This is a genomic window from Micromonospora sp. NPDC000121 (genome assembly GCF_042899165.1).
Taxonomy (GTDB): Bacteria; Actinomycetota; Actinomycetes; order Mycobacteriales; family Micromonosporaceae; genus Micromonospora.
Window position 1 is genome coordinate 192,340 of sequence record NZ_JBIAZP010000010.1, and the last position, 23,267, is coordinate 215,606.

Annotated in this window: 20 protein-coding genes; 8 read left to right on the forward strand and 12 right to left on the reverse strand. The window is 67.9% G+C overall.

The genetic code is table 11. The features are described 5' to 3' along the window. Positions 1-94 precede the first annotated feature (94 nt). The gene (locus ACFY23_RS25290) at positions 95-1,018 is read right to left on the reverse strand and encodes a helix-turn-helix transcriptional regulator (RefSeq protein WP_350676679.1); all 924 of its coding nucleotides are present in this window, start codon (positions 1,016-1,018) and stop codon (positions 95-97) included. Positions 1,019-1,154: 136 nt separating this feature from the next. On the opposite strand from ACFY23_RS25290, the gene ACFY23_RS25295 reads away from it, so the two are divergent. Continuing rightward, complete coding sequence (locus tag ACFY23_RS25295; RefSeq protein ID WP_350676676.1) at positions 1,155-2,501, forward strand: MFS transporter; 1,347 nt, start codon at positions 1,155-1,157, stop codon at positions 2,499-2,501. Here ACFY23_RS25295 and ACFY23_RS25300 read toward each other — a convergent pair. After that, positions 2,480-3,298, reverse strand: a complete 819-nt coding sequence (locus ACFY23_RS25300; protein WP_350676673.1) for an ABC transporter permease — start codon at positions 3,296-3,298, stop codon at positions 2,480-2,482. The two genes, ACFY23_RS25295 and ACFY23_RS25300, sit on opposite strands and share 22 nt — an antisense overlap. Then, complete coding sequence (locus tag ACFY23_RS25305) at positions 3,295-4,239, reverse strand: ATP-binding cassette domain-containing protein (protein ID WP_350676671.1); 945 nt, start codon at positions 4,237-4,239, stop codon at positions 3,295-3,297. Before ACFY23_RS25305 ends, ACFY23_RS25300 begins: the two co-directional genes overlap by 4 nt. An 86-nt stretch (positions 4,240-4,325) precedes the next feature. Here ACFY23_RS25305 and ACFY23_RS25310 point away from each other — a divergent pair, with 86 nt between their 5' ends. After that, entirely contained in the window at positions 4,326-5,096 is a 771-nt protein-coding gene (locus ACFY23_RS25310) for a TetR/AcrR family transcriptional regulator (RefSeq protein WP_350676669.1), read from the forward strand. 408 nt (positions 5,097-5,504) lie between these two features. On the opposite strand, the gene ACFY23_RS25315 is transcribed toward ACFY23_RS25310, so the two are convergent. Both ACFY23_RS25315 and ACFY23_RS25320 read right to left on the reverse strand, forming a co-directional pair. Then, positions 5,505-6,734 carry a hypothetical protein gene (locus tag ACFY23_RS25315; RefSeq protein ID WP_350819278.1) on the reverse strand — a complete coding sequence of 410 codons (1,230 nt, stop codon included), beginning with the start codon at positions 6,732-6,734 and terminating at the stop codon, positions 5,505-5,507. A gap of 152 nt (positions 6,735-6,886) precedes the next feature. Further along, positions 6,887-7,261 carry a sigma-70 family RNA polymerase sigma factor gene (locus tag ACFY23_RS25320; protein ID WP_350676664.1) on the reverse strand — a complete coding sequence of 125 codons (375 nt, stop codon included), beginning with the start codon at positions 7,259-7,261 and terminating at the stop codon, positions 6,887-6,889. Between the two features lie 711 nt (positions 7,262-7,972). On the opposite strand from ACFY23_RS25320, the gene ACFY23_RS25325 reads away from it, so the two are divergent. Beyond that, positions 7,973-8,488, forward strand: coding sequence for a nucleoside deaminase (locus ACFY23_RS25325; RefSeq protein ID WP_350676662.1), 516 nt, complete (start codon positions 7,973-7,975; stop codon positions 8,486-8,488). A gap of 160 nt (positions 8,489-8,648) precedes the next feature. Here ACFY23_RS25325 and ACFY23_RS25330 read toward each other — a convergent pair whose 3' ends face one another. Next, the gene (locus tag ACFY23_RS25330; RefSeq protein ID WP_350676660.1) at positions 8,649-9,662 is read right to left on the reverse strand and encodes a LysR substrate-binding domain-containing protein; all 1,014 of its coding nucleotides are present in this window, start codon (positions 9,660-9,662) and stop codon (positions 8,649-8,651) included. An 85-nt stretch (positions 9,663-9,747) separates the two neighbouring features. Between ACFY23_RS25330 and ACFY23_RS25335 the strand changes: the two genes are divergently transcribed. After that, entirely contained in the window at positions 9,748-11,070 is a 1,323-nt protein-coding gene (locus ACFY23_RS25335; RefSeq protein ID WP_350676657.1) for an aspartate aminotransferase family protein, read from the forward strand. A gap of 589 nt (positions 11,071-11,659) precedes the next feature. On the opposite strand, the gene ACFY23_RS25340 is transcribed toward ACFY23_RS25335, so the two are convergent. Beyond that, the gene (locus ACFY23_RS25340; RefSeq protein WP_350676654.1) at positions 11,660-12,433 is read right to left on the reverse strand and encodes a hypothetical protein; all 774 of its coding nucleotides are present in this window, start codon (positions 12,431-12,433) and stop codon (positions 11,660-11,662) included. A 235-nt stretch (positions 12,434-12,668) separates the two neighbouring features. On the opposite strand from ACFY23_RS25340, the gene ACFY23_RS25345 reads away from it, so the two are divergent. Next, positions 12,669-13,547, forward strand: a complete 879-nt coding sequence (locus tag ACFY23_RS25345) for a macro domain-containing protein (protein ID WP_350676652.1) — start codon at positions 12,669-12,671, stop codon at positions 13,545-13,547. Positions 13,548-13,624: 77 nt separating this feature from the next. Here the strand turns inward: ACFY23_RS25345 and ACFY23_RS25350 are convergent, their stop codons facing one another. Together ACFY23_RS25350 and ACFY23_RS25355 are read right to left on the reverse strand one after the other, a co-directional pair. Beyond that, positions 13,625-14,830, reverse strand: a complete 1,206-nt coding sequence (locus ACFY23_RS25350) for a hypothetical protein (protein ID WP_350676649.1) — start codon at positions 14,828-14,830, stop codon at positions 13,625-13,627. A 183-nt stretch (positions 14,831-15,013) separates the two neighbouring features. Continuing rightward, positions 15,014-15,172 (reverse strand): hypothetical protein, encoded by a 159-nt coding sequence (locus ACFY23_RS25355; RefSeq protein ID WP_350676647.1) that lies wholly within the window; start codon positions 15,170-15,172, stop codon positions 15,014-15,016. Positions 15,173-16,004: 832 nt separating this feature from the next. On the opposite strand from ACFY23_RS25355, the gene ACFY23_RS25360 reads away from it, so the two are divergent. Both ACFY23_RS25360 and ACFY23_RS25365 read left to right on the forward strand, forming a co-directional pair. Next, on the forward strand, positions 16,005-16,202 hold the full coding sequence (locus tag ACFY23_RS25360; protein ID WP_350676646.1) for a hypothetical protein: 198 nt from the start codon (positions 16,005-16,007) through the stop codon (positions 16,200-16,202). An 806-nt stretch (positions 16,203-17,008) separates the two neighbouring features. Further along, positions 17,009-17,551, forward strand: coding sequence for a hypothetical protein (locus tag ACFY23_RS25365; RefSeq protein ID WP_350676644.1), 543 nt, complete (start codon positions 17,009-17,011; stop codon positions 17,549-17,551). 883 nt (positions 17,552-18,434) lie between these two features. Here ACFY23_RS25365 and ACFY23_RS25370 read toward each other — a convergent pair. Both ACFY23_RS25370 and ACFY23_RS25375 read right to left on the reverse strand, forming a co-directional pair. Then, positions 18,435-19,067: an MBL fold metallo-hydrolase gene (locus ACFY23_RS25370; protein WP_350676642.1), complete on the reverse strand. Its 633-nt coding sequence runs from the start codon at positions 19,065-19,067 to the stop codon at positions 18,435-18,437. Continuing rightward, a complete protein-coding gene (locus tag ACFY23_RS25375) occupies positions 19,064-20,149 on the reverse strand; it encodes an S-(hydroxymethyl)mycothiol dehydrogenase (RefSeq protein WP_350676640.1) in 1,086 nt (361 codons plus the stop codon). The genes ACFY23_RS25370 and ACFY23_RS25375 overlap by 4 nt, the downstream gene beginning before the upstream one ends. Positions 20,150-20,266: 117 nt before the next feature. On the opposite strand from ACFY23_RS25375, the gene ACFY23_RS25380 reads away from it, so the two are divergent. Next, a complete protein-coding gene (locus ACFY23_RS25380) occupies positions 20,267-21,502 on the forward strand; it encodes a LuxR C-terminal-related transcriptional regulator (RefSeq protein ID WP_350676638.1) in 1,236 nt (411 codons plus the stop codon). Positions 21,503-21,833: 331 nt separating this feature from the next. Here ACFY23_RS25380 and ACFY23_RS25385 read toward each other — a convergent pair whose 3' ends face one another. Further along, a complete protein-coding gene (locus ACFY23_RS25385) occupies positions 21,834-23,153 on the reverse strand; it encodes an NYN domain-containing protein (protein WP_350676636.1) in 1,320 nt (439 codons plus the stop codon). Positions 23,154-23,267: the final 114 nt, after the last annotated feature.

The window sequence follows — 23,267 nt, forward strand, 5'->3', positions numbered from 1 at the left end:
AGAGGGTCGACGGGTGTCGCGCTGTGCAGATCGAAAGCAGGCAAGGCGACACGTAGGCGCTCGCAGGCTGGGATTGATGTGCACGAGTAGCAGGTCACGGTGGCGGCCCGGACGGCTGGCGAGAAGAGCGTTGGGCGGCTTCTGCGACGGCGGTCGCGGACCAGGTGGCGAGGATTTTCAACCGCTCTTCGTGGATGGTTCCAGGTTCGGCGGTGTACACGCTCAGTTCGTGTACGGCGCGCGATGGTGTCGGCAGTGCGAGGGGCTGATAGGTCAATTCCAGTGCGCCGACGACAGGGTGCTGCAGACGTTTGACTCCTTCGTGCCGGATGCGGATGTCGTGCGCCGCCCACATTGTCCGAAACTCGGTGCTGAGGGTGCAGAGTTCGCCGACGAGTTCCCGCAGCAGCCGGTCTTCGGGGTGTCGACCGGCCTCGGCGCGTAGCAGGGCGACGGTCGCGGCGGCGCCGGACTCCCAGTCCACGAAAAAGTCTTGTGATGCCGGGTCGAGGAAGTGGTAGCGGGCGAAGTTCGCCCTGCCGTTGGCTGTGGTGGTGTCGCTGCTGAACATGGGTTCGTGCAGCGCGCGGGCGAGCGCATTGCTGGCCACCACGTCGAGGCGTCCGTTGCGCAGAAATGCTGCCGACATCGTGATGGAATCGATCAGCCACTGCAGGTGGGGTTCGACCTTAGCTTCGGCGCGTCGGGGATTTCGGCGGGCTTTCGGCCGGGCGGCATGGGCGAGGTCGAACAGGTAGGTGCGTTCTTCGTCGTCGAGGTGCAGTGCTCGGGCCACGGCGTCGAGGACGTCTTCGGAGATTCCGCTGATGTGGCCCTTCTCCAGTCTCGTGTACCACTCCGTGCTGACGCCGGCGAGGACGGCGACCTCTTCCCGCCGCAGGCCGGGCACACGGCGCCGGCTACCGGCGGGCAGCCCTGCCTGCTCGGGGCTGATCTTGGCGCGGCGGCTGATCAGGAAGTCACGAATAGTGGTGCGGTTGTCGTCCGAGTCGGGCATGTTCCCACGGTAAGCGGGGCCAAGCCTGCTTGAGGGGGGAGAAGTTGTACCCCCTATAAACGCCACCTTTCTCGTGCCCCGGTGCAGCGCTCAAATGGATGCGAAGACGCTTCCGAAGCTGCACAGGAGTTCATGTATGCAGGGAGAAACCACTCCCCTGAGCGGCGGTTCCCGGGCCGGCGCGAGCGCGGCCCGCCCCGCTGCGCTGCCCTTGTTGATCTACATCCTCGCTCTGGGGACGTTCCTGATGGGCACGACCGAGTTCATCGTGGCAGGTGTGTTGCCGGATATCGCCGGTGACCTGCAGGTCAGTGTCGCTCGGGCGGGCCTGCTGATCACGGTGTTCGCGATCGGGATGATCGTCGGTGCGCCGCTGATGGCAATGCTCACGCTGCGACTGCCGCAGCGCGTGACCCTGATCGTCGCGCTGGCCGTGTTCGCGGTGGGGCACGTCATCGTGGCAGTCGGTGACAGCTTTGCGGTGCTTCTGCTGGCGCGGTTGATCACCGCGTTCGCCACCGGCGCGTTCTGGGCGCTGTCCGCCGTGGTCGCGACCCGCGTCGCCGGGCCGGCGCGCGGAGCGCGGGCCATGGGTCTGGTGAACGCCGGAGGAATGCTCGCTACGGCGCTGGGCGTTCCGCTCGGCGCGTTCGCCGGGCAACTCATCGGGTGGCGGGGCACATTCTGGGCGCTCGCGGTGCTGGCGCTGGCCCCCACCGCCCTGATCGCCCGTCACGTCCCGCACGAGGAGGGACGCGCTCAGTCGGTGTCGGCGCGTTCCGAACTGTCCGGGCTGCGTTCCGGCCGGTTGTGGCTGGCCCTTGCCGGTTGCGCGGCGACCACCGGTGGTGTCCTCGCCGCGTACTCCTACATCTCGCCGCTGCTCACCGACCAGGCCGGTGTTCCGGCGAGGCTGGTGCCGCTGGCGCTGGTCGGGTTCGGCGTCGGAGCCCTGGTGGGGTCACTGGTCGCCGGCCGTCTCGGCGACGCTCACCCGCACGTGGTCACGCTTGTGGCGCCCGTTGCCACCGCGATTCTGCTGGTCATGATCTGCCTGGCATCGGGTATGCCGTGGCTGACCGCGGGTGTGGTCGTGCTGCTCGGGTTCTTCGGGCTGGGCGCGAACCCGGTGCTGATCGCCCTGGCCGTGCGTTTCGCCGGGCGGGCGCCCACGCTCGGGTCCTCGTTGACCGTGTCGGCGTTCAACGCCGGTACCGCCGTCGGCTCCTGGATCGCGGGCCTGGCGCTGGCCTCCACGCTCGGAGCCACCGGTCCCGCCGCGGTCGGCCTGGTCATCGTCGTCCTGGCGGTGATCCCCGCGGTGGCGTTGGCCCTCATCGCCCGCCGCTGCGCCGCCCGTACGCCCGGATCGGGCGACGCCACGACAACCAACGCGCTGGCCCGGGGCCAGCGCTGCCATCTCGGCAGGGTGCCGAACCTCCGAAATCAGGTGCCTGGAGTTCATCGTCCTCTGCGCATGTAGGCGCGGAGCGACAGCGGGACGAAGATCACCAGCAGCGCGGCCGACCAGAGCAAGACGGCGGTCACCGGATGCGCGAGTGGCCAGGCCACGTTTCCGGACGGGGCGCCCGGGTTGCCGAACAGCTCCCGGGTGGCGGCGGTGAGCGCGCTCACTGGGTTCCAATCGGCGAGGAAGCGCAGCCAGCCCGGCATGCCGTCGGTCGGGACGAACGCGTTGGACAGCATCGTGAACGGCAGGCCCAGCGGCACCATCGCGTCGGCGACCTGGTCGTTCTTCACCGCCAGGCCCACATAGACGCCCACCCAGCTCAGCGCGTACCGCAGCACGATCATCAGCAGTAACGCCTGGGCCGTGGGGATCAGGCCGCGGTGCGGCCGCCAGCCCACCAGCAGGCCCGCGCCCACCATGATGGCCAGCATCAGCAGGCCGGTCAGCAGGTCGGCGCCGGTCTGCCCGACCGGCACCGCCGAGCGCGCCATCGGCATGGAATGGAACCGGTCCATCACACCGCGGGAGGCGTCGGTGGCCACCCGCGTCATGACCCCCAACCACGCGGAGAAGGTCACCATCGCGAACAGGCCGGGCATGAGGTATTCGCGGTAGTCGCCGCCGTCCGGCACCTGGATCGCGCTGCCGAAGACGTACCCGAACAGCACCACCATGATGACCGGGAAGACCAGCGCGGCGACGATCTGCCCAGGCTCTTGCCGCAGCCGGCCCAGCTCGCGGCCGACCAGGGTCAGCCCGTCGGTGAGCGTCCAGCGCAGGCGGCCCAGTGGTGAGGTGACGACGGTCATCGCACGGTCTCCTTGCGGTCGGTGAGGCGCAGGAACACCTCGTCGAGGGTGGGGCGGCGCAGGCTCACGTCGGCGGCGGCGACTCCGGCGTGGTCGAGCTCGCGCACGACGTCGGCGAGCCGGAAGCTGCCGCCCGGCAGAGCGACGCTGAGCCGGTCGGCGCCCGTCGTCGTGGGATCGGTGCCGGTGAGGGTGTTCAGGACGGTCATCGCCGCAGGTAGCGCGGCGGAGTCTTCGAGGGTGACGTCGAGGCGGTCGCCGATCGTGGCCTTCAGCTCGTCGGGCGTGCCCGTGGCGATCACTTGCCCGTGGTCGATGACTGCGATGTCGTCGGCCAGGTGGTCGGCTTCGTCCAGGTACTGCGTGGTGAGCAGCACCGTGGTGCCGTCGGCCACCAGCTCGCGGATGCTGTCCCAGATCTCGCCGCGGCTGCGCGGGTCCAGGCCGGTGGTGGGCTCGTCCAGGAAGAGCACGTCGGGGCGCAGGATGAGGCTGGTGATCAGGTCGAGGCGGCGCCGCATGCCGCCGGAGTAGCCGGCGACCGGGCGGTCGGCAGCGTCCATCAGGCCGAAGCGCTCCAGCAGCTCGTCGGCCCGCCGGTGCGCCTCGCGGCGGGGCAGGTGGTAGAGGCGCCCGAACATGCGCAGGTTGCCGCGCCCGGTGAGCTTCTCGTCCACGGCGGCGTACTGGCCCGCGAGCCCGATCCGCTCGCGCACTTTGCCGGCCTCGCGGACGACGTCGTATCCGGCGATGCGGGCGTGCCCGGCATCGGGATCGGACAGGGTCGCCAGGATGCGCACCGCGGTCGTCTTCCCGGCGCCGTTCGGCCCGAGCACGCCGCAGACCGTCCCTGCCGGGACGCTCAGGTCCAGGCCTCGTAGTGCATGGGTGTCGCCGAAGGACTTGTGCAGCCCCTCGGCGACCACGATCGGGTCCGCCATGACCCCTCCACTGGGTACGTTGTACGCGGTTATGGCGGCCAGATTATGGGACTGGGTACTATGTACGCAACCAGAAGGGTGGAACGGTGGCCGACGCCGAGTACGTGAACATCTGGATGCGACCCGAGCGCCCGGCCTACGGGCCGAAGCCGGCCTACAGCCGCGCGCAGATCACCGAGGCGGCGATCCGGATCGCCGACGCCGAGGGGCTGGAGGCCGCCACCATGCGGCGGATCGCCGCCGAGATCGGCGCCGGCGCGATGTCCCTCTACCGGTACGTCCCAAGCCGCGACAACCTGGTCGAGCTCATGGCCGACCAACTGATGGGCGAGATCGACGTCACGGGCATGCCCTCGGGCGACTGGCGCGCCGATCTGACCCGCTACGCCGACGGGCTGCGGGCCATGTGGCTGAGGCACCCGTGGATCGCCACCGTGCAGCGGTCACTTCCCAGCTTCGGCCCCAACCAGCTCCTCTTGATCGAACGGCTGATGGGAGTGCTCGACGCCTTCGTCTCCATCGACGAAAACCTCGGCCTCGTAGCCATGCTGAACGGCTACATCGAGGGCACCGTCCGCGAGGAGATCAGCTCCGCCAAGGAATTCCGCCGCAGCGGGCTCAGCGAGTCGGAGTGGATGGCGCGGAGCTACCCGTACGTCGACCGGCTGGTGAAGAGCGGGAAGTACCCGATCTTCACCAAGATCGTGATGGAGGCGCGCCAGCCGCACCTGAGCCGCGACGACCAGTTCCGGTACGGGCTCCAGCGCGTGCTCGACTGCATCGCCGCCGCCCTCCCATCACGGCCGAGTATTCGACGTCAGCGCACGGAGAAGGGCGGGAAGGCGCTTGAGGACTAACGTTCGGGAAAGTCGCGCTAAGGGGTGATCTTGGCGTGGAGCGAGGGCGCCCCGGAACGCTCCTTCACGTCGCTGCCCATTGGTTTCGGGATCGGTAGCGGGGTGTCAGGGGCTTCCCGCCCCGAGCTGCCAACCCGGTCGTTTGTGGTCACCGCATTGATGACCTACGCAAGCAGCACCTCATCCGAGAGTCAGCGGATCGTCAGCGAACGCCGTACCGCGTGGCGACTCTCGATCATGCTCGACGGCACGACCGATGCGTCTGACCACGCGATACGGCACTTGATCACACTCGCTGCTACGTCAGGTCACTTTCCCCCCGACGGGGGTCGTCCATCCGCGAGCGTCTTCCGGCCCGGGTAAAGATCCGCCAAGTGCTACTCGGTCTTCCAGCCCTTGCGAGCAGGTTCACCCACTCAGCCCGCGCGCACGCCTGACACGCCGGTTGTCGAGCCAGAGCGCCAGCCCTTCGCGACAGCGGTACGCCGCGATGCCGGTCACCAGGACGGTGATGAGGATGGTCCAGAACCAGAATCGGGGGCCTACGCCGTGGGGCGGGTTTGCGTCACGGGTGCGACCGCTGCGGATCACGTCGTCGGAAACGTCGATGGCGACGACGTCTTTTGGGGCGGTGAGCAGGGTGGTGGGAGCGTCGGCGCCACGACCGAGGGCCAGCACCCGCACAGTGCCGACGTTGCCGTACGCCAGTCGCTGATCCATCTCGAGGGGCGCGTCGAACGCGGCCGGAGCGTGGGGTGCTGGTTGGTAAGCGACGACGCGCGCAGTCCCATCCACCGCCCACCCCAGCAGCCGAATGGCGGTCACACCGGGGACGGCCGGCGTGTCCATCGCGCCGAGGTCCCTGCCCGTGGTCGGGTCGACCCGCCGCAGGCTCCAGCTGCCGCCGTCCCGTCGGGTGACCGTCAGCGCCCGGCCGTCGGTGCTCCAAGCGCCCTTTCCCGCCAGCTCCGTCTCGGGCGCGAGGGTGAACGAGGAGAGCCGCCGGCCGTCGAGGTCGGCGACGGCAACCGTCCGCCCGGTTTGGAAGGCGAGCCGTGCACCGTCCGGGGCGAATGCGACCGGGGACCCGTTCCCCTCGTAATCGTCGGCCAGCCGGGTTCGGCGGTCGCCGTCCAGCCAGACGATGCTCAGCACCTGCCGGTAGGCGCTGCGCTCCGGGTTGATCGGCACAGTGTCGCGGACGACCAGCGCCCGACCGTCCGGCGACCAGCCCGCCGGTTCGACCATGACGGTGCCGGAGACCCCGCTGGCCACGGTACGGCTGTGCCCGGTCACCAGGTCGACGATCTCCACTCGGGTATGCGTGTAGCCGACTGATCTGAAGGCGACCCGGCGACCGTCGGGAGACAGCACCGTGTCCTCGCCGGCTTGCGCCTCGATTTCGCCTTTGATGATCCGGTAGCGGTCGGTGTCCGCACCGACGACCGCGATGATGCTGCCCTCGCCGCTGTACACCAGGCGCGGGGCCTGACCGGTGAAGATCACCGAGGCGGGACCGAGGCGCGGTCGATCGGTGGCGTGCAGGCTGCCGAAAGGCGGCACGCCGACCCGGTCGGGCAGCGCGGACTCAGCGCCGGCCGCCGCATCGACGGCGGGGGTACTCGCCAGCGGCAGCACCGCCCCGGCCAGGGCGACCAGCACCAGCGCCGCCACGGCCGCGAGCGCGGTACGGCGGCGGGATCGGCGGGCGGTGGCGAGCGACCGTTCGTAGACCGGGTACGCGGGAACGTCGGCCGCCGCAGTGTGCAGCGACTCGCGTAGTCGGGCGGTCATCGCGGGCTCCTCTCCGCCGCAAGGTCGACCAGGTCGGGGGCGACGGCGCGCAGCCGGCGTACCGCGTCGTGGCCGTGCCGCTTCACCGTGCCGACGGAGCAGCCCAACACCTCGGCGACCTGCGTCTCGGTCAGGTCCTCGTAGAACCGCAGCACGACCACGGCGCGTTGGCGCGGGGTGAGCTGGCGCAGCGCGGCCGCCAGGGTGAGCCGCAGGGCGGTCGCGTCCGAGTGGTCGTCGCCGGGCCGGTCGGTGGGCTCCGGGTCCAGTCGTTCGGCGAGGCGGCGGCGCCGCCACCAGGAGACCTGCTGGTGGTACATCACCCGCCGCACGTACGCATTCGCCGCCCAGAAGGTTGCCCGAACCGCCACGGACTATCCACGGACTGATCTTGGAGGAGTTGTCTTGGACTCGGCCCGTAGCAGCAGGTCATACGCCAAGCGCAGGCGTTAGCCGGTGAGGAGCGACGATGGCCGGGATGGTACGGCGACTGTCCCGAGTGTGGACGTGACTGGCGCGAGCACATCCCGCCGGAGCCGTGCAGCGAGTGTCTGACCGGGGTCCGTCATCGCGGCGCACAAGACGACGACATCGGCGGGCACATCCGGCGTGGGCCGGGTTGACAGGCAGCAGGAGATCCCCCGTCACGCCTCCCTGGCTGACGTCAAACCCGTAACCGGCTCGGGCGCGACGGCATTGGATCGCATCGGTTGAAGCTCGAACGGAGGGGGATCGACACTCACACGCCACCGCCGGCCTGCTGTCCGACCACCAACACACCGGCCGCAACGGACCCACCAAGCCCTTGAAGGCCCGACCAGCCCACACCCCGCCCCCGATGAAGCGGCCTATCCCCCGGGAGGCGACTCCAGCCAATCGCACACGAGGTCACTAATAGCAGGTCACGGAGATTCTCGTGGCCGCTGGCGCGCACGTTCACCTGCCAGACATGGGTGGTGTCGACGCGCTGCATCACGCACGCAGCCGCGGATACCCTGGGAACCTCGCCATCGTGTCACGCCGAGCACGGATAGGGCCAGCAGGCCATCTCCACCACGCGAGGCGACCGTTCCACACGATGCATGTTCAAGACCCGCGGTTTGACTCTGGGAGATTCTGTGGTTAGCGACACGGAGCTACGTCACCTCCGTCGGTGTGTCCAGCTGGCTGCCGAGGCTTTGGACAAGGGCGACGAGCCGTTCGGCTCGGTGCTGGTCGCTGCCGACGGAACCACTCTTGCCGAGGATCACAACCGCGTGGCGGGCGGCGACCAGACCCGCCACCCGGAGTTCGAACTGGCTCGCTGGGCCGCAGCGAACATGTCCGCTGACGAGCGTGCGCAGGCGACGGTCTTTACCTCGGGAGAGCACTGCCCGATGTGCGCCGCCGCGCACGGATGGGTCGGCCTCGGCAGGATCGTCTACGTGAGTTCTTCCGAGCAGCTGGCGGGCTGGCTGGCCGAGCTGGGTGTGCCTGCGCCGCCCGTCCGGCCTCTGCCCATCCGCGACATCGCTCCTGGTGTCGTGGTGGAGGGACCGGTGCTTGAACTCGCCGAGCAGGTGCACGACCTTCACCGCCGCTACCACGACGCACGCTGAGGAGCACGTTTCCCACCCGATGCCCGCGCAGCGGTCCGGGTGGCCGCTACGAGGGCGCGGGTGAATGGTGCTGGCGTCGCTCGCCGGCACACGTGCTCGGTCGAGGCCAAGACCCTGGAGGATTACCGCGTGGCGTTGCGGGCGTCGGTTGGGCAGCGCCTCATATGCCTGCGACCCGAAGGACGCCTTCAACCGGTGACTCAACGCCGGCCCCGCCGACGTGACCGACCAACTGGCCGCCCGCAGGTTGGCGGCCGAACCCGTCGCGCCAGTCGAGAGCGGACGTCGTTGAGAGGTCGAACAGTTCGTCCAGGACAATCTGGCACGCCGCGGTGAGAGCTGATCGGCTACGAACGGCCGCGTAGACGTGACGGGTCAACGGTCGGCGCAGCGGACGGGTGGCGACGTGGTAGCGACGGTCCACGGCCAGCTCGGGCAGGAGCGACACGGACAGGCCCGCCTCGATGTGCGCCAGCAGCAACTCGTAGCTGGCGAAGCGGCCAATCACGGTCGGCTCGAAGCCGGCCTGCCGGCAGGTGCTCGTCACGAGGTTGGACAGGTACGTGCCGGGCATATCGATGGACCAGGCCGCGTCGGCGAAGTCCGCCAGATCCGCCGGTGCGTCCGACGCAGCCTGCGACCGCGGCATCACGAGCACGATGGCGTCGGTAAGCAGGGGGATGGTGTGCACGTCAGGATGCAGCGGCAGGGACCCGTCGATGAAGTCCGCGGTCACGATGATGTCGTAGTCGCCGCGGCGTAGGGCCGGATGGCTGGCGTGCGGGTCGAGTTCGGAGACTTCCAGGTCGATCTTCGGATGCGCCTGCCGCAGCCGCGCGGCGAGCGGAATGACGACGGCGCGTATGGCACTGGAGAATGCCGCGAGCCGTACCGGCCCCGTCGGTTGTCCGGACAGGCCCTGCAAATCGGCCTCGGCGGCCTTGATCTGGTCGAGGATGATGCGGGCGTGCCGGGCGAGCGTGCGACCGGCGGTCGTGAGCTGTACGCGGCGGCCGGCGCGCCGCAGGAGCTCGGTGCGGGCCTCCGCCTCCAAGACCGCCAGTTGCGCTGACACCGCTGACGGACTCATCTGTAGGGCCGCGGCGACGGCCCGCACGGTGCCGAGGCTGTCCAACAGGCTGAGCATTTCCAGGCGCGCCGTGTGTAGCCGCATCGGAAGCTCCTTGTACGGAATTTCCGCACAGCCTAACCAGAAACTTCAGCTTTTCGCGCACAACGAACGGTCCTATCGTGAGCTCATGACGCTGACTGTTGATCAGATTTCCGCCGATCGGTTCTGGTCTGACGCGGACCGTCATCTGGTGCGCTACGGGGCTCCCTTCACGTCAGAGATCATCGAGCGCGCGGCCGGAAGCTTCGTATACACCGCCGACGGCCGGCAGATCCTGGACTTCACCTCAGGTCAGATGAGCGCCATCCTCGGCCACTGTCATCCCGCGATCGTTCAAACAGTGCAGCGGCAGATCGCCAGCCTGGACCACCTGTTCAGCGGCATGTTGTCGCGCCCGGTCGTCGACCTCGCGCGTCGGCTCGCCGAGTCGCTTCCCCCGCCGCTGGAAAAGGCGCTGCTGCTGACGACCGGCGCCGAGTCGAACGAAGCGGCCATCCGAATGGCCAAGCTCGTGACGGGCAAGCACGAGATCGTCGCCTTCGCCCAGTCGTGGCACGGCATGACGCACGCCGCGGCCGCCGCGACGTACAGCACCGGCCACAAGGGGTACGGGCCTACACCGCCGGGAAACTTCGTGATCCCCACGCCCAACCCGTACCGCCCCGACTTCACCACCCCGGACGGCGAATTGGACTGGCAGCGGCAGCTCGACTACGGCTTCGCGCTCGTCGACGCCCAGTCGTCGGGGAGCCTCGCGGCGTGCATCGTCGAGCCGATCCTCAGCTCTGGTGGCGTCATCGAGCCACCGCCGGGCTACTTCGCCGCCCTGGCACGCAAGTGCCACGAGCGCGGCATGCTGCTGATCATCGACGAAGCGCAGACCGGCCTGTGCCGCACTGGCACGTGGTACGCCTTCCAACGCGACGGCATCGTGCCCGACATCCTCACGCTCTCCAAGACGCTGGGCGCCGGCCTACCGCTCGCCGCGGTGGTCACGACCGAAGAGATCGAACAGAGGGCACACGAGCTGAACTACCTCTTCTACACCACACACGTGTCCGACCCTCTGGTCGCCGCCGTCGGCAACACCGTGCTCGACGTGCTCCAACAGGAACAGATGGACGTACGGACGCGAGAGCTCGGCGAGTTCCTGCGCGCCGGACTGCTCGACATACGAGACCGGCACGACGTGGTGGGAGACGTACGGGGACGCGGCCTGATGCAGGGGATCGAGCTGGTCGTCGACCGGGAGACGCGAGAAGGCTCTGACGCACTCGGCGCCCACGTCACCCGCCGCTGTCTGGAACTCGGCCTCCACATGAACGTCGTGCAACTGCCCGGCATGGGCGGCACCTTCCGGATCGCGCCACCCCTCACCACGACACGGGAGGAGCTGACCCTCGGTCTGGAAATCCTGGACCAGGCGATCGGCGAGGTGGCGCCGACCTAAGAGACCGATGAGCGTGTGTGCCCATCAGCGGCGGCTTGCACGATGAGGTAAAGGAGGCGGCGCACAGCGTCAGCCACCAGACACGGCTCCCACGGCGAGCTGAAGACGCTCGGCTCCGCTGGGATTGGCATCGCTCGTTTCTCCAGGTGGACGGTTGAACAGTGCCACGGTGGCGGCGGTCCGGGACGTCAGCGTCGACTCGACCATCGCGCGGGCGCATCAGCACGCCGCCGGCGCCCGTACCCGGCCTCGGTCGCTGCCCGCTACACGACCCTGACGACCGGCGCGCGCTGCGCCGGCCGAGCTGCGCGGGCGGCTCGGCAGGCATGGCTGGACACTCAACCCGGAACTGCGGTAGGTCGTCGAAGAGCCGTAACGGTCACGCCGCGGCTCCGGCTTGCCGGTACTCGCCAATTCCGCTGCCCTGATGCTGGGAACACAGCGAGCCATGACGTTGATGTGGCGAGAATTTGGCCTTTCGCTGGCCTACCCACTCGTCGTGCAGTAGCGGAAACGATCCTTTCGCCGCCCGCCCACCTGGCAACCCCGCGCCACTGATGCCGCACAAGCTTTCTAACTCTAACATTGCTTAGTGCGGTCTCCACGTGCTCGAAGCGTGGTCCAGGAGGGCCGTGGCCAGCAGTTCCCGAGATTCTTCTACGGATCTCTCCAGCGGGAGATGGGCGCCGTGGTCGGATGCCTCCCACACGTCCCTCATCAGCCTCCGGACTTCAGGAATTGCGTGCAGGTGCTCAAACCAGGCGTCGGCGACCCTGTTGACTCCGGTCGTGGAGTAGCGCTGCTCGCGTTTGCGCCAACCGAGCCGGTAGGCACTGCCTTGAGAAAAGGAGGAAACGCTCACCAGTTCATCTTCCACGTCGGCGATCTCCCTGCCGTCGCCGACGCTTCCGCGGATGAAGGAGTGTCGGCTCAGTCGCCTGTCTTCCCACATGGACCGCTCCGGGCCGATCGACGCGGCAGCGGTCCGCACACTCACGCCGGGGAGAATGCCTCGCCATCCGAGCCACGGATCGTATGTGGGCTGCCGAAATCCTGCGAAGCCCTGAAATGGGTCATCCTGGTGAAAGTCAGTCACGACGCAGTTGGTGCGAACGCCGAAGAGGAGGAGCGCCGGTGTATCGAAGACGTAGAAGACCGACCCCTGCTTCCGTCGCCGCTCGGCCGCGTCTCGAGCAGATCGCTGCTCCGAGAACATTGCAGCACTGCCCTCGTATGAGCGAATCCATGTGGAGTGCCACGCGTTTCGGCCCTCAAGGAGAAGAGTCACACGCTTGGGAGCAATTCCTATGAGTACGTCCCCTTCCTCGTCACCCTCGGGCCACGCGTATGGATTGATCCTCACCGCTTCCCCTTCGCTGTGGATCTTGAACGCAGATGGTACATACTGGGGGTGACCGATCGCGTCCTCGCGTGAGCGCGACTTTCGCTGCCTTGGTCAGCCAGGGTTCGGTGGCGCTTCCACGGTGACCGCTCCGCCGGCGACGCAAGTGTCGGGCTGCACCGCGAGCGGCAGGAGCGGTGGAGCCGTGTGCCGGGGTGGTGGCTGCTTTGTGGGTGCCTCCAGGCAGAATGACGCCGTGCCAGTCATCACCCCCGTTCTCGGTGACATCACGACGCAGGACGTCGACGCCATCGTCAACCCGGCGAACAAGGCTATGCGCGGAGGCAGCGGTGTGGATGGCGCCATCCATCGCAGCGGAGGCCCGGCGATCCTGAGTGACTGCATTGCCCGGTTTCCTAACGGCCTCGCCGCCGGCGACGCGGGATGGACAACAGCAGGCGACCTGCCCGCCCGGTGGGTCATCCACACGGTCGGCCCGAACTACAACGCCGGGCAGCGCGACCGCTCGGTGCTGGTGTCGTGTTACCGGCGCGCGCTGGAGGTCGCCGACGAAGTGGGCGCCCGCACCATCGCGTTCCCGTTGATTAGCACTGGCGTACGCGGCTGGCCACGCGCCGATGCCATCGCGGCGGCGATTGAGACCATCGCGGCTGCTGAGACGCGCGTTGACGAGGTGCGGCTCGTCGCATTCGACGAAGCCATGCACAAGCGAACCCGTGCGGCGGTTTGGGTTCGTTGTCCGGCGCCCGTCGGCAAAGACACCGTCGGCTCCTTGTTCGAGCGCGAGCCGATCCAGTACTCGCTGCGCGGCGATTTCTACCTGTGGCGAGAACTTCGCGCGCGGTTCGCCGACACGCCGCTGCCAGACGACTGGTTCCCCTTACGGACGCTCATCTTGAATACCATCGAGCAGGTTGTTGGCGAACCTCTCACCAGCCGCAGATCGGCACTGTGGCACGACCACGCCGGAGCGATATACGTCCCCGAGTTCGACCCAGGCCACGGCATGTCTGCCGGTGCCGTCCACGTTCCATGGTGGGTGCACACGGGAGTGCCGATCTTGCTCGACCGCTACGCTGCGGTACGCGAATCCAACGCATTCCAGGCTGACTGACACCGCGCGGTGCGGCCGGTCTGCGGCGGATACCACCGCCGCAGCCCAGCACGAGCGACGAAGGGCAGCAGCCTTTGCTATGCCTTCTTGCGCAACTGTTTCCCGACCGTGACGGCGACCGTGACGGCAGCCGACACGGCAACCGGGCTGTCCGCGCTCTTAGCAGCGACTTGCGCCACTGCGGACCCCGCCAATGCGGCAGCATCTGACCAACGCGTGGCCTTCCATGCCTGGCGGCTGTCGGAATCGATGCCGAGCTGGTCATGAAAGTCACGGGCAATAGCCGCGACATGGTTGCGGGAACGCACCACGGCCGGAGAGATCGCCGGGTGCAGCAGCACCTTGTCGTTGGCTGTGCGGGCAGCGGCATCCAAGCAGGCCAGAAGCGCCTCGGTACCGCGTGAGAGAAGGTCGAACCGCTCGGTTCGGGCTTCTGTGAGGGCGTGAAGATGCGCGCCCAGTTCCTCCGGCGACCCGTCCAAGACCCGGTCGAGGTAGAGCGAGTCGACCGCGTCCTGCAGGTATACGCAGAGAGCCAGAACCACCAGCCAGTCCACGACAAGCTGTTCTGCTTCTTCGGCCGCCTGGGCCAGATCGCGGACCGCACTCGCCTTATGCACTTTCTCTGTAATGGCGTTGAGCTGGCGCAGCGCGTAATCCTGGGTTGCCTGGATGATGGTCGGCGTGTGCTGCACTCTTGACCACGATTCCGATGAGAAGTGTCCGTCTAGCTTTTTCCGGATCGCCAGGGCCAGCTCGATCTCGTGGCGCACTCCGATCAGGTCCGACACCTTCGCGTCGTCCTGCTTCCGGAGGACGTCGTCGATCTTCACTTCTATCCTAGCGAGATAGGCGGTGATCTCGGCCATGGTTTGCTCCATGGCAACCTGGCCCATGATCCCCGCAATACCGGTCAGCGATGCCGGGCTCAGCAGCGACTGGGGACCCTTCAGGAACTCGACGAATCCGCCGATCTGGCCGGGCTTCTTCCCCTTGAACACTCCGGTGGGATTGCCTGACTTCGCGGCCTCCCTCAAGCCGGAAAGTTTCGTACGGCGCGCTGACTCTTTAGTCAGCAATACCCAACGAGCCGAGGTCGCTTGAATTTCAGAGCCGGCCTGCGCTGCCGCGGATCCCACACGAAGGAAGGGCTTGAGCCGCTGACCGAGGTCCTGCGACTTCGACCACAGGCCCTCCGCGACGAGGCGCTTCTCGACAGCCTCGGCCTCACCGATGACCATCAAGCCGTCACCGTCGCTGATCGGGTAGATCTCGCTGTCCATCGCCGGCTCCTCCTACTGGCTCCTGGCAGGAGAGAGTAGCCGGGGCGGTCGACGACTTTTCCTCGGCACGACAGATCAGAAGCGAGTTGGGCGGTTCGCGCATGAGTCGTCATCCATGGAGGAGCGAGGCACACTCCTTCATCCCATCAGGTCATGCAGTAGTAAGGCAGCCGCCGTTCGGGATCACGGCCGAAGTTCGAGGTTGAGTCGGCGGGTGCAGTCGGCTCGTTGGGCTCGGGCTTGATGCAGACGTCGCCAGCCTGACCAGTGCAGACGGTGGGCGAGTTCGCTGATCGGCCGGATGATGAAGAGGTTGATCAGGTGGCGGACGTCGTTGACCATGAGCTTGATCAGGCCGGTGGCGTCCTCGGTTGCGCGGGTGGCGGCCTCTGCGGCGCAGATCGTCGGGACGACGAGGGCGGCCAGGCCCAGAGTGGTGTAGCGGTGCCATGAGTGCCAGCGGCGGACCTGGCGCTGGTCGAGCCGACCTGGCTTCGGCGGCCTGGAAGCTCTCTTCGACTGTCCAGCGGATCCCGGCGACCCGCAGGAGTTGGGCGAGGGTGGCCGGTTGTGGGGTCCAGTAGCGGTAGAACGCCAGCTCACCGGTCGAGGCGTTCTTGCGGATCAGGAGGCTGTGCCGGCCTTCGATCAACCCAGTTGGGTCCGACACGGTCAGGTTGACTGCTCTGGGCGATGTCTTGCCCCTGAGACACCTCGAAGCCTCTGGAGAACCGTCCCGCTTCGGCTCGTGCACAAGGCCCGGACCTTCAGGCACCACGTCGACCAGTGCCGCGAGCATTGACGCGACTGGGCGGCGCAACACCGGCTCCGCTCCGGCGCCCGCCGGTGAGCGGGCGGGAGTCACCTCCAGCCCCCACCACGCCGGCCGCACGTTCCGCTCATCCTCCGCCACCCCCACGTCATCGTGGGAGACGCGGGCCGCCTCGGGCCCAGATCCGCGACAACGAATGGCGCCGGCGGATGGTCGTGGCGCGCGTGACGCTGGGCCGGGTGCCACGTGCAGGCGGAGGATCCTCGCCGCAGCTACCGACGGGCGATTCCTGGACGACGCGTTCAATCCGGAAGACCAGCCGCGGCCCGCAGCGCCGCCCGCTCCGGGGAGCAGAATCTCATGCGCCGCGTCGCGCGCTCAGGGTGGACGTACCGTCGAAGGGTGGACGTGCTGCTGCGCGGCGGGCCGGGTGACGGACAGGTGGTGCCCGGCGGCGGGGAAACCGTCGTGTGGCAGGCCTGCCTGTACGAGATCACGACCGAGTACGGCCACCGGCACGGCCGGGACCTGCGGGTCTACCGGCACCGCCCCGACTGCTGCGAGCCGTACGGCCGAGGTGCCGAAGACCGCTGCGAATGACCCACCCCCGATGGTTCGCTACCCCACCCCGCCGCGCCATCGAACATGCGTACGATCGCTGCGTGGATGCGGAGGTCCGCCGGGCGGGCGTCGGGACGTGGGCTCATCCGCCGCACGCGCTGGCCGGTGGTCGCCCCGGGCCGGGGACACCGGGAAAGGCTACGGTCGGAGTACGAGACGGAGCCGGAGGCGCTACGCATGGTGGATCGCCTGTTGCGCGCCGGCGGCGCCGGGCACAGGCGTGAACACGGGCGCGGAGGGTCTCCAGGTTCGCCGCGGGAGCGGCAGTCGGACCGGGAGGATCAGGAACGTAGCTTATGTGGTCGCGACCCGCCGCAACGACGACATGATCACCACGACGATGGGCATCGCCCGCTGCGCCGCCCCGCCGACGAGCACGTCCAGGAGCTGACCGTCGTTGACCGTCAACGACTGCTCGACTGAGCGACGGCGTGGGCGTCGCTGCCTCTGCCTGAAGCCCATCTCTGTCAGAGAACCCCCGCCGGAGGCATCGGTTCCGGGTACTTGGCGCAGTCTGCAAGGATCGGCCGGTTCGCCGGCCGATGCCAGCGCTCGCGCCGCCAGCAGGCCGAGCGCGGCCGCGCGCCCCGCTTGCGGGCCGCCTTGATTCGATAGGTAATTCGGCAACTCGCCCCAGAGCCCGTCTGGCCTGTCCCGGCTGATGCTTTACACCCGCGTCCCCCACCTGACGCTTGACATGATCGTGCGTTCGGCTCCGGTGCCGATGCTCTCGGAGGTGACGCTCGGCGATGCCCGTGCTTGCCCGCGGTCGTTACCATCCGGCGGTGGTTAACGCCCAGGCATATCGGCGGCTGGAGCCTCTGCACGTGGTGTTCGCGCTCATCTGGGGCTTGGGGATGTTGATTCCGGTACTCACCCAGTGGGCCAGGGGGCCTGGAATGGTGGCCTCCCTGCTCGCCTTGGACGCTGCCGGCCTCATTTGGGTCTACCTGGCTGCGCCGGCGGCTTCGATCGTCGTCACGTCGAGGCACGTGATCGTCAAGAATCCGTTCCGCCGGTATGTCGTTCCCCGTCACCTGGTCGGGGGCGTAGACGCCGAGACCCACCCGACCCCGCGCCTCGTGGTGCGCAACGCACCGTCGATTCGACTCGCGGCCCTCAACCTCAACTTGCCGCTGGGCTACCAGATGAACGCGGGCCGCCACCAGCGGAAGGGCGTGACGCCGATGCTCGACCAAATCCCAGAGGAACCGAACGACGGCCAGGTGGAACGCCGCATCCGCTACGGACACGTCGCGCTGGCCGCAGCAGCAGTGGGTGTGACAGTGGCAGCGGTTCGATACCAGCTGTCCATCAAGCAGCAGTGAGACGAGCAGGTGGCGCTAGTGCTGTGTCCATTAACGTTCACCGGGTTTCCGGTGGGGTGTTGTGGATCCTCGCTTGTTGGGCGAGCGACTCCCCACCAAACGGTTGGTGGGGCAGGCCACAGCGGGCCATCTGAACCCTCGCGCCGCCCGGGTGGGCGTGGCATCCCAGGACCCGGCTGGCTACCGACGTCTGACCGGAGACTTGACTTGCTCTATCGCCTTCGGGAGCGAGCCGTTGTCGATGCACAGGGACAGTGCGGGACGGAGGGACGCTCGTCGGGCGGGCAGCCACGCGTCCACATGGGACGAGAGCCAAGGAGCCTGACCTGCGTTTCCACAGGTCAGGCTCCTTGGATCTTGTGCGGCCGAAGGGGCTCGAATCCCTAGCCTTCTGATCCGTAGCAAAACGATCTGGCAGGGGGCTGTGTGGTCCGATGTGGTCCGGTGACGTCCAAACGAAGGCGGTCACGTCCTCGCAGGTGCGGCTGCACATCGCTCGGGCATGAGTTCTTGACTGCGCTGCCACGCAGGCCGATAGTCCGTCCCAATCCCGCCGCGTCCCTGTCAGTTCCCCGACATCCGAGCAGCCACGGAGCAACCGACTCTGACCATCTGACGCAAGCCCGGTTACGCGTCCCTCGAGCCCCCGTGCCGCCGCACCCGCACATACAACGTCCCACCTCGACCGACACCGCCGGCTCAGAACCCCGCACCGAATCCCGTCATCGATCTCGCCTCTAGGTGACTGGTGTTCAACGATGCTGCCACTGGCGCAGCGGCCATCGGCGGACCGGGTCGAGGGCTGCCTGTTCGGCAACGGCCAACACACCGACAACGTCGGCCTGGTGACCCTTCGCCCTTGGTGGCGGTTGACGTGCCCGAGTCAATGACCGCGGGCGATCCACTCGTCCAAGTGCGGGGCTTCGGCGGCGATCGTGGTGCCGTCACCGTGACCGGTGTAGACCCGGGTGTCGCCGGGCATGGTGAGTAGCCTTTCCCGGATCGAGGAGATGATCGTCGGGAAGTCCGAGAACGAGCGGCCGGTGGCGCCGGGGCCTCCGGAGAACAGGGTGTCGCCGGTGAACAGGACCCCGGCTTCGGGCAGGTGCAGGCAGATCGACCCGGGCGAGTGCCCCGGGGTGTGGATCACCCGCAGTTCCGTGCCCGCCACGGCGATCCGCTGCTCGTCGGTCGCCGGCCAGAACTTTTCGTCCGGGTGGCTCTGCCGCCACAGCTCCTCGTCGCCGGGGTGCAGCAGGACCGGCGCGTAGCACTCCTTGGCGAGACGCGGCGCGGCGGTGACGTGGTCGTTGTGCCCGTGAGTGCACATGACGGCGACGACGGCACGGGAGCCCACGGCCTCGGTGATCGACTCGGCGTCGTGAGCGGCATCGATGATGACGACTTCGTCGTCGTCGCCGACGAGCCAGACGTTGTTGTCCACCTCCCACGTGCCGCCGTCGAGCTGGAACACCCCGGAGGTGACCACGCGGTCGATCCGCAGCGTGCCACTCATAGCACCACGACCGATCGCAGCACCTCACCAGCGTGCATGGTGTGGAACGCCTTCTCGACCTCGTCGATCGCGATACGTTCGGTGACGAACTTGTCCAGCGGCAGCCTGCCTTGCAGGTACAGGTCGATCAGCATGGGGAAGTCCCGCTCAGGCAGGCAGTCGCCGTACCAGGAGGACTTCAGCGCGCCACCGCGGGAGAAGATGTCGAGCAGCGGCATCTCCAGGCGCATGTCCGGGGTCGGTACGCCGACGAGCACGACGGTGCCCGCGAGATCGCGGGCATAGAACGCCTGCTTCCAGGTCTCCGGCCGCCCTACCGCGTCGATCACGACGTCGGCGCCGAACCCGCCGGTCAGCTCCGCGATCGCGGCGACGGCGTCGGTGGCTGAGGCGTCGACGGTGTGGGTGGCTCCGAGGTCTCGGGCCCACTCGAGCTTGCGTGCGTCGCGGTCCACGGCGATGATCGTCGAGGCGCCGGCCAGACGAGCGCCGGCGACGGCGGCGTCGCCCACTCCCCCACAGCCGATGACGGCCACGGAATCCCCGCGCCCCACCGCACCGGTGTTGATCGCCGCGCCGACGCCGGCCATGACCCCGCAGCCGAGCAGGCCCGCGACGGCCGGGTCGACGGACGGGTCAACTTTCGTACACTGACCGGCGTGCACAAGCGTCTTGTCCGCAAATGCGCCGATACCCAAGGCGGGGGTGAGCTGCGTGCCGTCGGTCAGGGTCATCTTCCGCGTCGCGTTGAACGTGCTGAAGCAGTACTGCGGGCGGCCCCGCTTGCAGGCCCGGCACTGACCGCAGACCGCCCGCCAGTTCAGGATGACGAAGTCACCGGGTCGCACCGACTCGACGCCTTCGCCGACGCTCTCGACGGTGCCCGCGGCCTCGTGACCCAACAAGAACGGGTACTCGTCGTTGATCCCGCCATCGCGGTAGGTCAGATCCGTGTGACATACCCCGCAGGCAGCCACCGCGACCACGACCTCACCGGGACCGGGGTCAGGGATGACAATGTCCGTCAGCTCGACCGGCGCACCCTTGGAACGGGCGATGACACCGCGCACCTGCTGTGGCATGGAGATGGTTCCTCTTTCGATCGGCGGTTGTTGCGACAGCGACATTAGCTGCGCTTTCCCCGTACGCGACCTGGCTGGTGGACGAGAGAAACCTGGTCTTTCGGCTAGGGTGTTCGGATGGGAACGGAACTTGCCGGGCTGCGTGAGGTGATCGAGGGGCCGCTGCACGAGATCGCCGGGCGATTCTCCCGGTTCCTGGCCGACCGCTGGCCACATACCGCACTGATCATCTTCACCCGCGAGTGCACCGGCCGCCCTCGCAAGGTGGCCGGGGCGATCGAGACGATCAACAAGGTCACTCTCGCGGAACTGGAGGACCTCAAGGCGCGCATCGAACCCGGTCGTCCGCTCTGCACCACGGCGACGATAGCCGGGGAGTCCCGCGCGGTGTGGGTGGTGCGGGATCCGGTGGATACGCTGCTCGTCCTCGTCGCTCGCGGCGCGGCCAGGCGCTTTCCTCAGCCTGAGGTCCTGGCGGAGCTCTTCGGTATCGTCGCGACGTCGATCCGGCAGCAGGTTGCCCAGGCCAGTCCGGACTACCTCGCTGAATCGCGCGCGGCGTCGACCGAGCGGGCACGCACGATCGCGGAGATGGCCGCGGCCCACGAGACCGCGCTCGTCACCATTCTCACGACGCTGCGTTCCACCGGCCTCGACGATCGCCGCGCCCGTCTCGCCGCCACCGACTCCGCGTCCGCCGCGCTCGTGGCGTTGCGCACCGCTCAGGAGTCCGACCTGGCCTCGTCCGAGGAACCAGCGCCGGCCGTGTTCGCCAAGCTGCGCAAGGAGATCCGCCAGATGCTGCGCCACCACGACGCGCAGCTGGATTTCGTGCCACCGCCCAAGGACGTACGCCCAGTGCCCGGCGAGATTGCCCGCGCGGCGCACGCCATGACCCGTACGGTCGTGCTGGCCTTCACCGCCCAGCCGGGACTCGCACGGTTGCGTATCGCCTGGAACTGCGACGACACGTCGCTACGGGTCGATGTGCGCGACCAGGGCGCCGGCCGCCTTGACACCCACGCCTTGCGCCGCGAGCTCGACGGCCGTGCCCGTACGCTAGGCGCCGCCGTCGAGCTCGACGCCGTGCCCGACTGGGGCAGCCGCGCCACCATCGGCCTTCCACTCGCTCCAGCTCCCGATCGTTCCGACGGGAACAAGCTGAGCAGCCTGAACCGGCGGGAACTCGAGGTACTTCGCCTTGTCACCCAAGGGAAGCGCAACAAGGCCATCGGTATCGAGCTCGGCATTACCGAAAGCACCGTGAAGTTCCACGTCGCCGGCCTGCTGAAGAAGCTAGAAGTCAGCTCCCGCGGCGAGGCGACGGCACTGGCGCTCGACGCGGGCATCTAGCGCTATGTCCACCAGCGATCACCGGGTTTCCAATGGCTTGTTGTGGATCCTCGCTGTAGAGGCGAGCGACTCCCCACCGATGGTTGGTGGGGCGGGCCACAGCGGGCCAAACCGATCCTCGCGCGCCCGGTGAGCGGCGGGTCACGTCGGGACCGGCCGGTGCCGGGAAGGTGCCGGCCGGCTCGACGGTGCGTGACCGCCCCAGCCAGCACCACAGGTGTGGGGTGGTGCCAATGCCGACCCCCCACCACCCGCGCCCGAGCCCGGTACTGACGCCACCGGCGCGACCCGTGCGCACGTAGGGCCGCCCGCTCTTCGCCTGTTGGACGGCCTACGAAGGGTTCTCCTCCGGGCCTGCGGGCTCGTCGCCGTGGTCGGACACGCTGCCCAGCCAGGTTCGAACCGTCGTGATCTCGTCGTCAGTGAATGTGATCTCCGTAGCTTCAGCGCGGCTGAGAACGTTGCTGACGAAAGCCGCGCCGATCTCTGCGGCCGTCGGCGGCGGTTGACGGTGCAGCGGGCACCCGCCGAACGACGTGCCTCGCACGACGAACCCGACGGCGTTGCGGCTGACAGGCAGCCCCTGATCGCGAAGCTGATCTCGGGACCAGCTGGTGCACTGGGTCAGGTTGAACCAGTGGGAATGGGCGTAGTCGGACAGCGTCTGGTAGATCGGCGACCACCACGACTGGGGCAACCGCGGCAGGTCGAGCTGGACAACCAGGCGCTCGACGGGCTCCGGGAGCACGATGCGCTGCGGCGTGGCCGCGGCCGACTCCCGGGCCGAGTGGCGGCTGTCGTCCCACAGGAAGTGTTGCGACACCCGTAGGTTTGGCAACTTCAGGCTTGCCACGGCCCGGGCGAAACTGCCAAAGCCGAACCAGTTGCTGTCGCCAACCATCTGACCGAGCTGAGTACGTAGCCTGGCAGCAAGCGCAGCCATGTTCAACGGTTCGGACGCCTCGTTGTACTCACGGGTCATGACCGACCGGAATGCCTCGTACGCTTCGCTCTGATCAGAAGCAACGGCGTCGGCTCCGGCAACACGATCGTCAAACTCGGCGTCCACCTCGCTGTCCGTTTCGTCATCGAGATCAACCGACTCGCCTTGGACCAGTGCCAGCAACTGCTGGCTGTCAAGGACTTGGTCGGCGATCGCGGTGAAGGCCTCGGCCGCGTCGGCCGGTGACACGATCATGGTGCGTCGGTCAGAGCGGCGCAGTCGTTGCAGTAGCGGCGTCATGTCGGAGTCACCGGATGCGATGACGAACTCGTCGTACCGGGTGTCAGCCGACAGGGCGTCAAGGGCGTCGACGACAATCCTGATGTCAGCCGCGTTCTTCGTCCCGCTGTAGCGAGGACAGTCGATCACCTCGAAGCCAGCGCGAACAAACCAGGGTCGGAACCTCGAGAAGAACAACCGCGTCTGCTCTCCCGCCGAGTCGGTGTGATACACCCACCCGGCGGGATTGAGGTAGCAGCGTAGGAGCAACCAGCGCCGCTGAGCATCCGTCGTGGCCGTCGTCGACAACCGGCGCAGCCACGCACCCGGATCGCTTGCGAACTGGACCGCAACCTCCGGGTCCAGCTTGTAGAGCCCGCCAAACACGTTGTCGAAATCGAGGTAGAGCGCCGCTCGGACATGACTCACGGACGCAACCTACCAACGCCCGGCAAACACGCCGCTAAACCCTGCCGGTCCGGCAAGCCGAGCTTGCCATGACGATGGCGCCCCACGTCACGCGCAGTCCTCACGGACAGGGCG

Coding starts and splice junctions, on each gene's coding strand:
- ACFY23_RS25355 (WP_350676647.1), bottom strand. CDS start 15,172: ATGGTCAACGACGTCCGCCACCTGATCAACCTCTTCATCATCCGGCCG.
- ACFY23_RS25380 (WP_350676638.1), top strand. CDS start 20,267: ATGGGAACGGAACTTGCCGGGCTGCGTGAGGTGATCGAGGGGCCGCTG.
- ACFY23_RS25305 (WP_350676671.1), bottom strand. CDS start 4,239: ATGGCGGACCCGATCGTGGTCGCCGAGGGGCTGCACAAGTCCTTCGGC.
- ACFY23_RS25350 (WP_350676649.1), bottom strand. CDS start 14,830: ATGGACAGCGAGATCTACCCGATCAGCGACGGTGACGGCTTGATGGTC.
- ACFY23_RS25330 (WP_350676660.1), bottom strand. CDS start 9,662: ATGCGGCTACACACGGCGCGCCTGGAAATGCTCAGCCTGTTGGACAGC.
- ACFY23_RS25290 (WP_350676679.1), bottom strand. CDS start 1,018: ATGCCCGACTCGGACGACAACCGCACCACTATTCGTGACTTCCTGATC.
- ACFY23_RS25370 (WP_350676642.1), bottom strand. CDS start 19,067: ATGAGTGGCACGCTGCGGATCGACCGCGTGGTCACCTCCGGGGTGTTC.
- ACFY23_RS25295 (WP_350676676.1), top strand. CDS start 1,155: ATGCAGGGAGAAACCACTCCCCTGAGCGGCGGTTCCCGGGCCGGCGCG.
- ACFY23_RS25300 (WP_350676673.1), bottom strand. CDS start 3,298: ATGACCGTCGTCACCTCACCACTGGGCCGCCTGCGCTGGACGCTCACC.
- ACFY23_RS25375 (WP_350676640.1), bottom strand. CDS start 20,149: ATGCCACAGCAGGTGCGCGGTGTCATCGCCCGTTCCAAGGGTGCGCCG.
- ACFY23_RS25335 (WP_350676657.1), top strand. CDS start 9,748: ATGACGCTGACTGTTGATCAGATTTCCGCCGATCGGTTCTGGTCTGAC.
- ACFY23_RS25325 (WP_350676662.1), top strand. CDS start 7,973: ATGTTCAAGACCCGCGGTTTGACTCTGGGAGATTCTGTGGTTAGCGAC.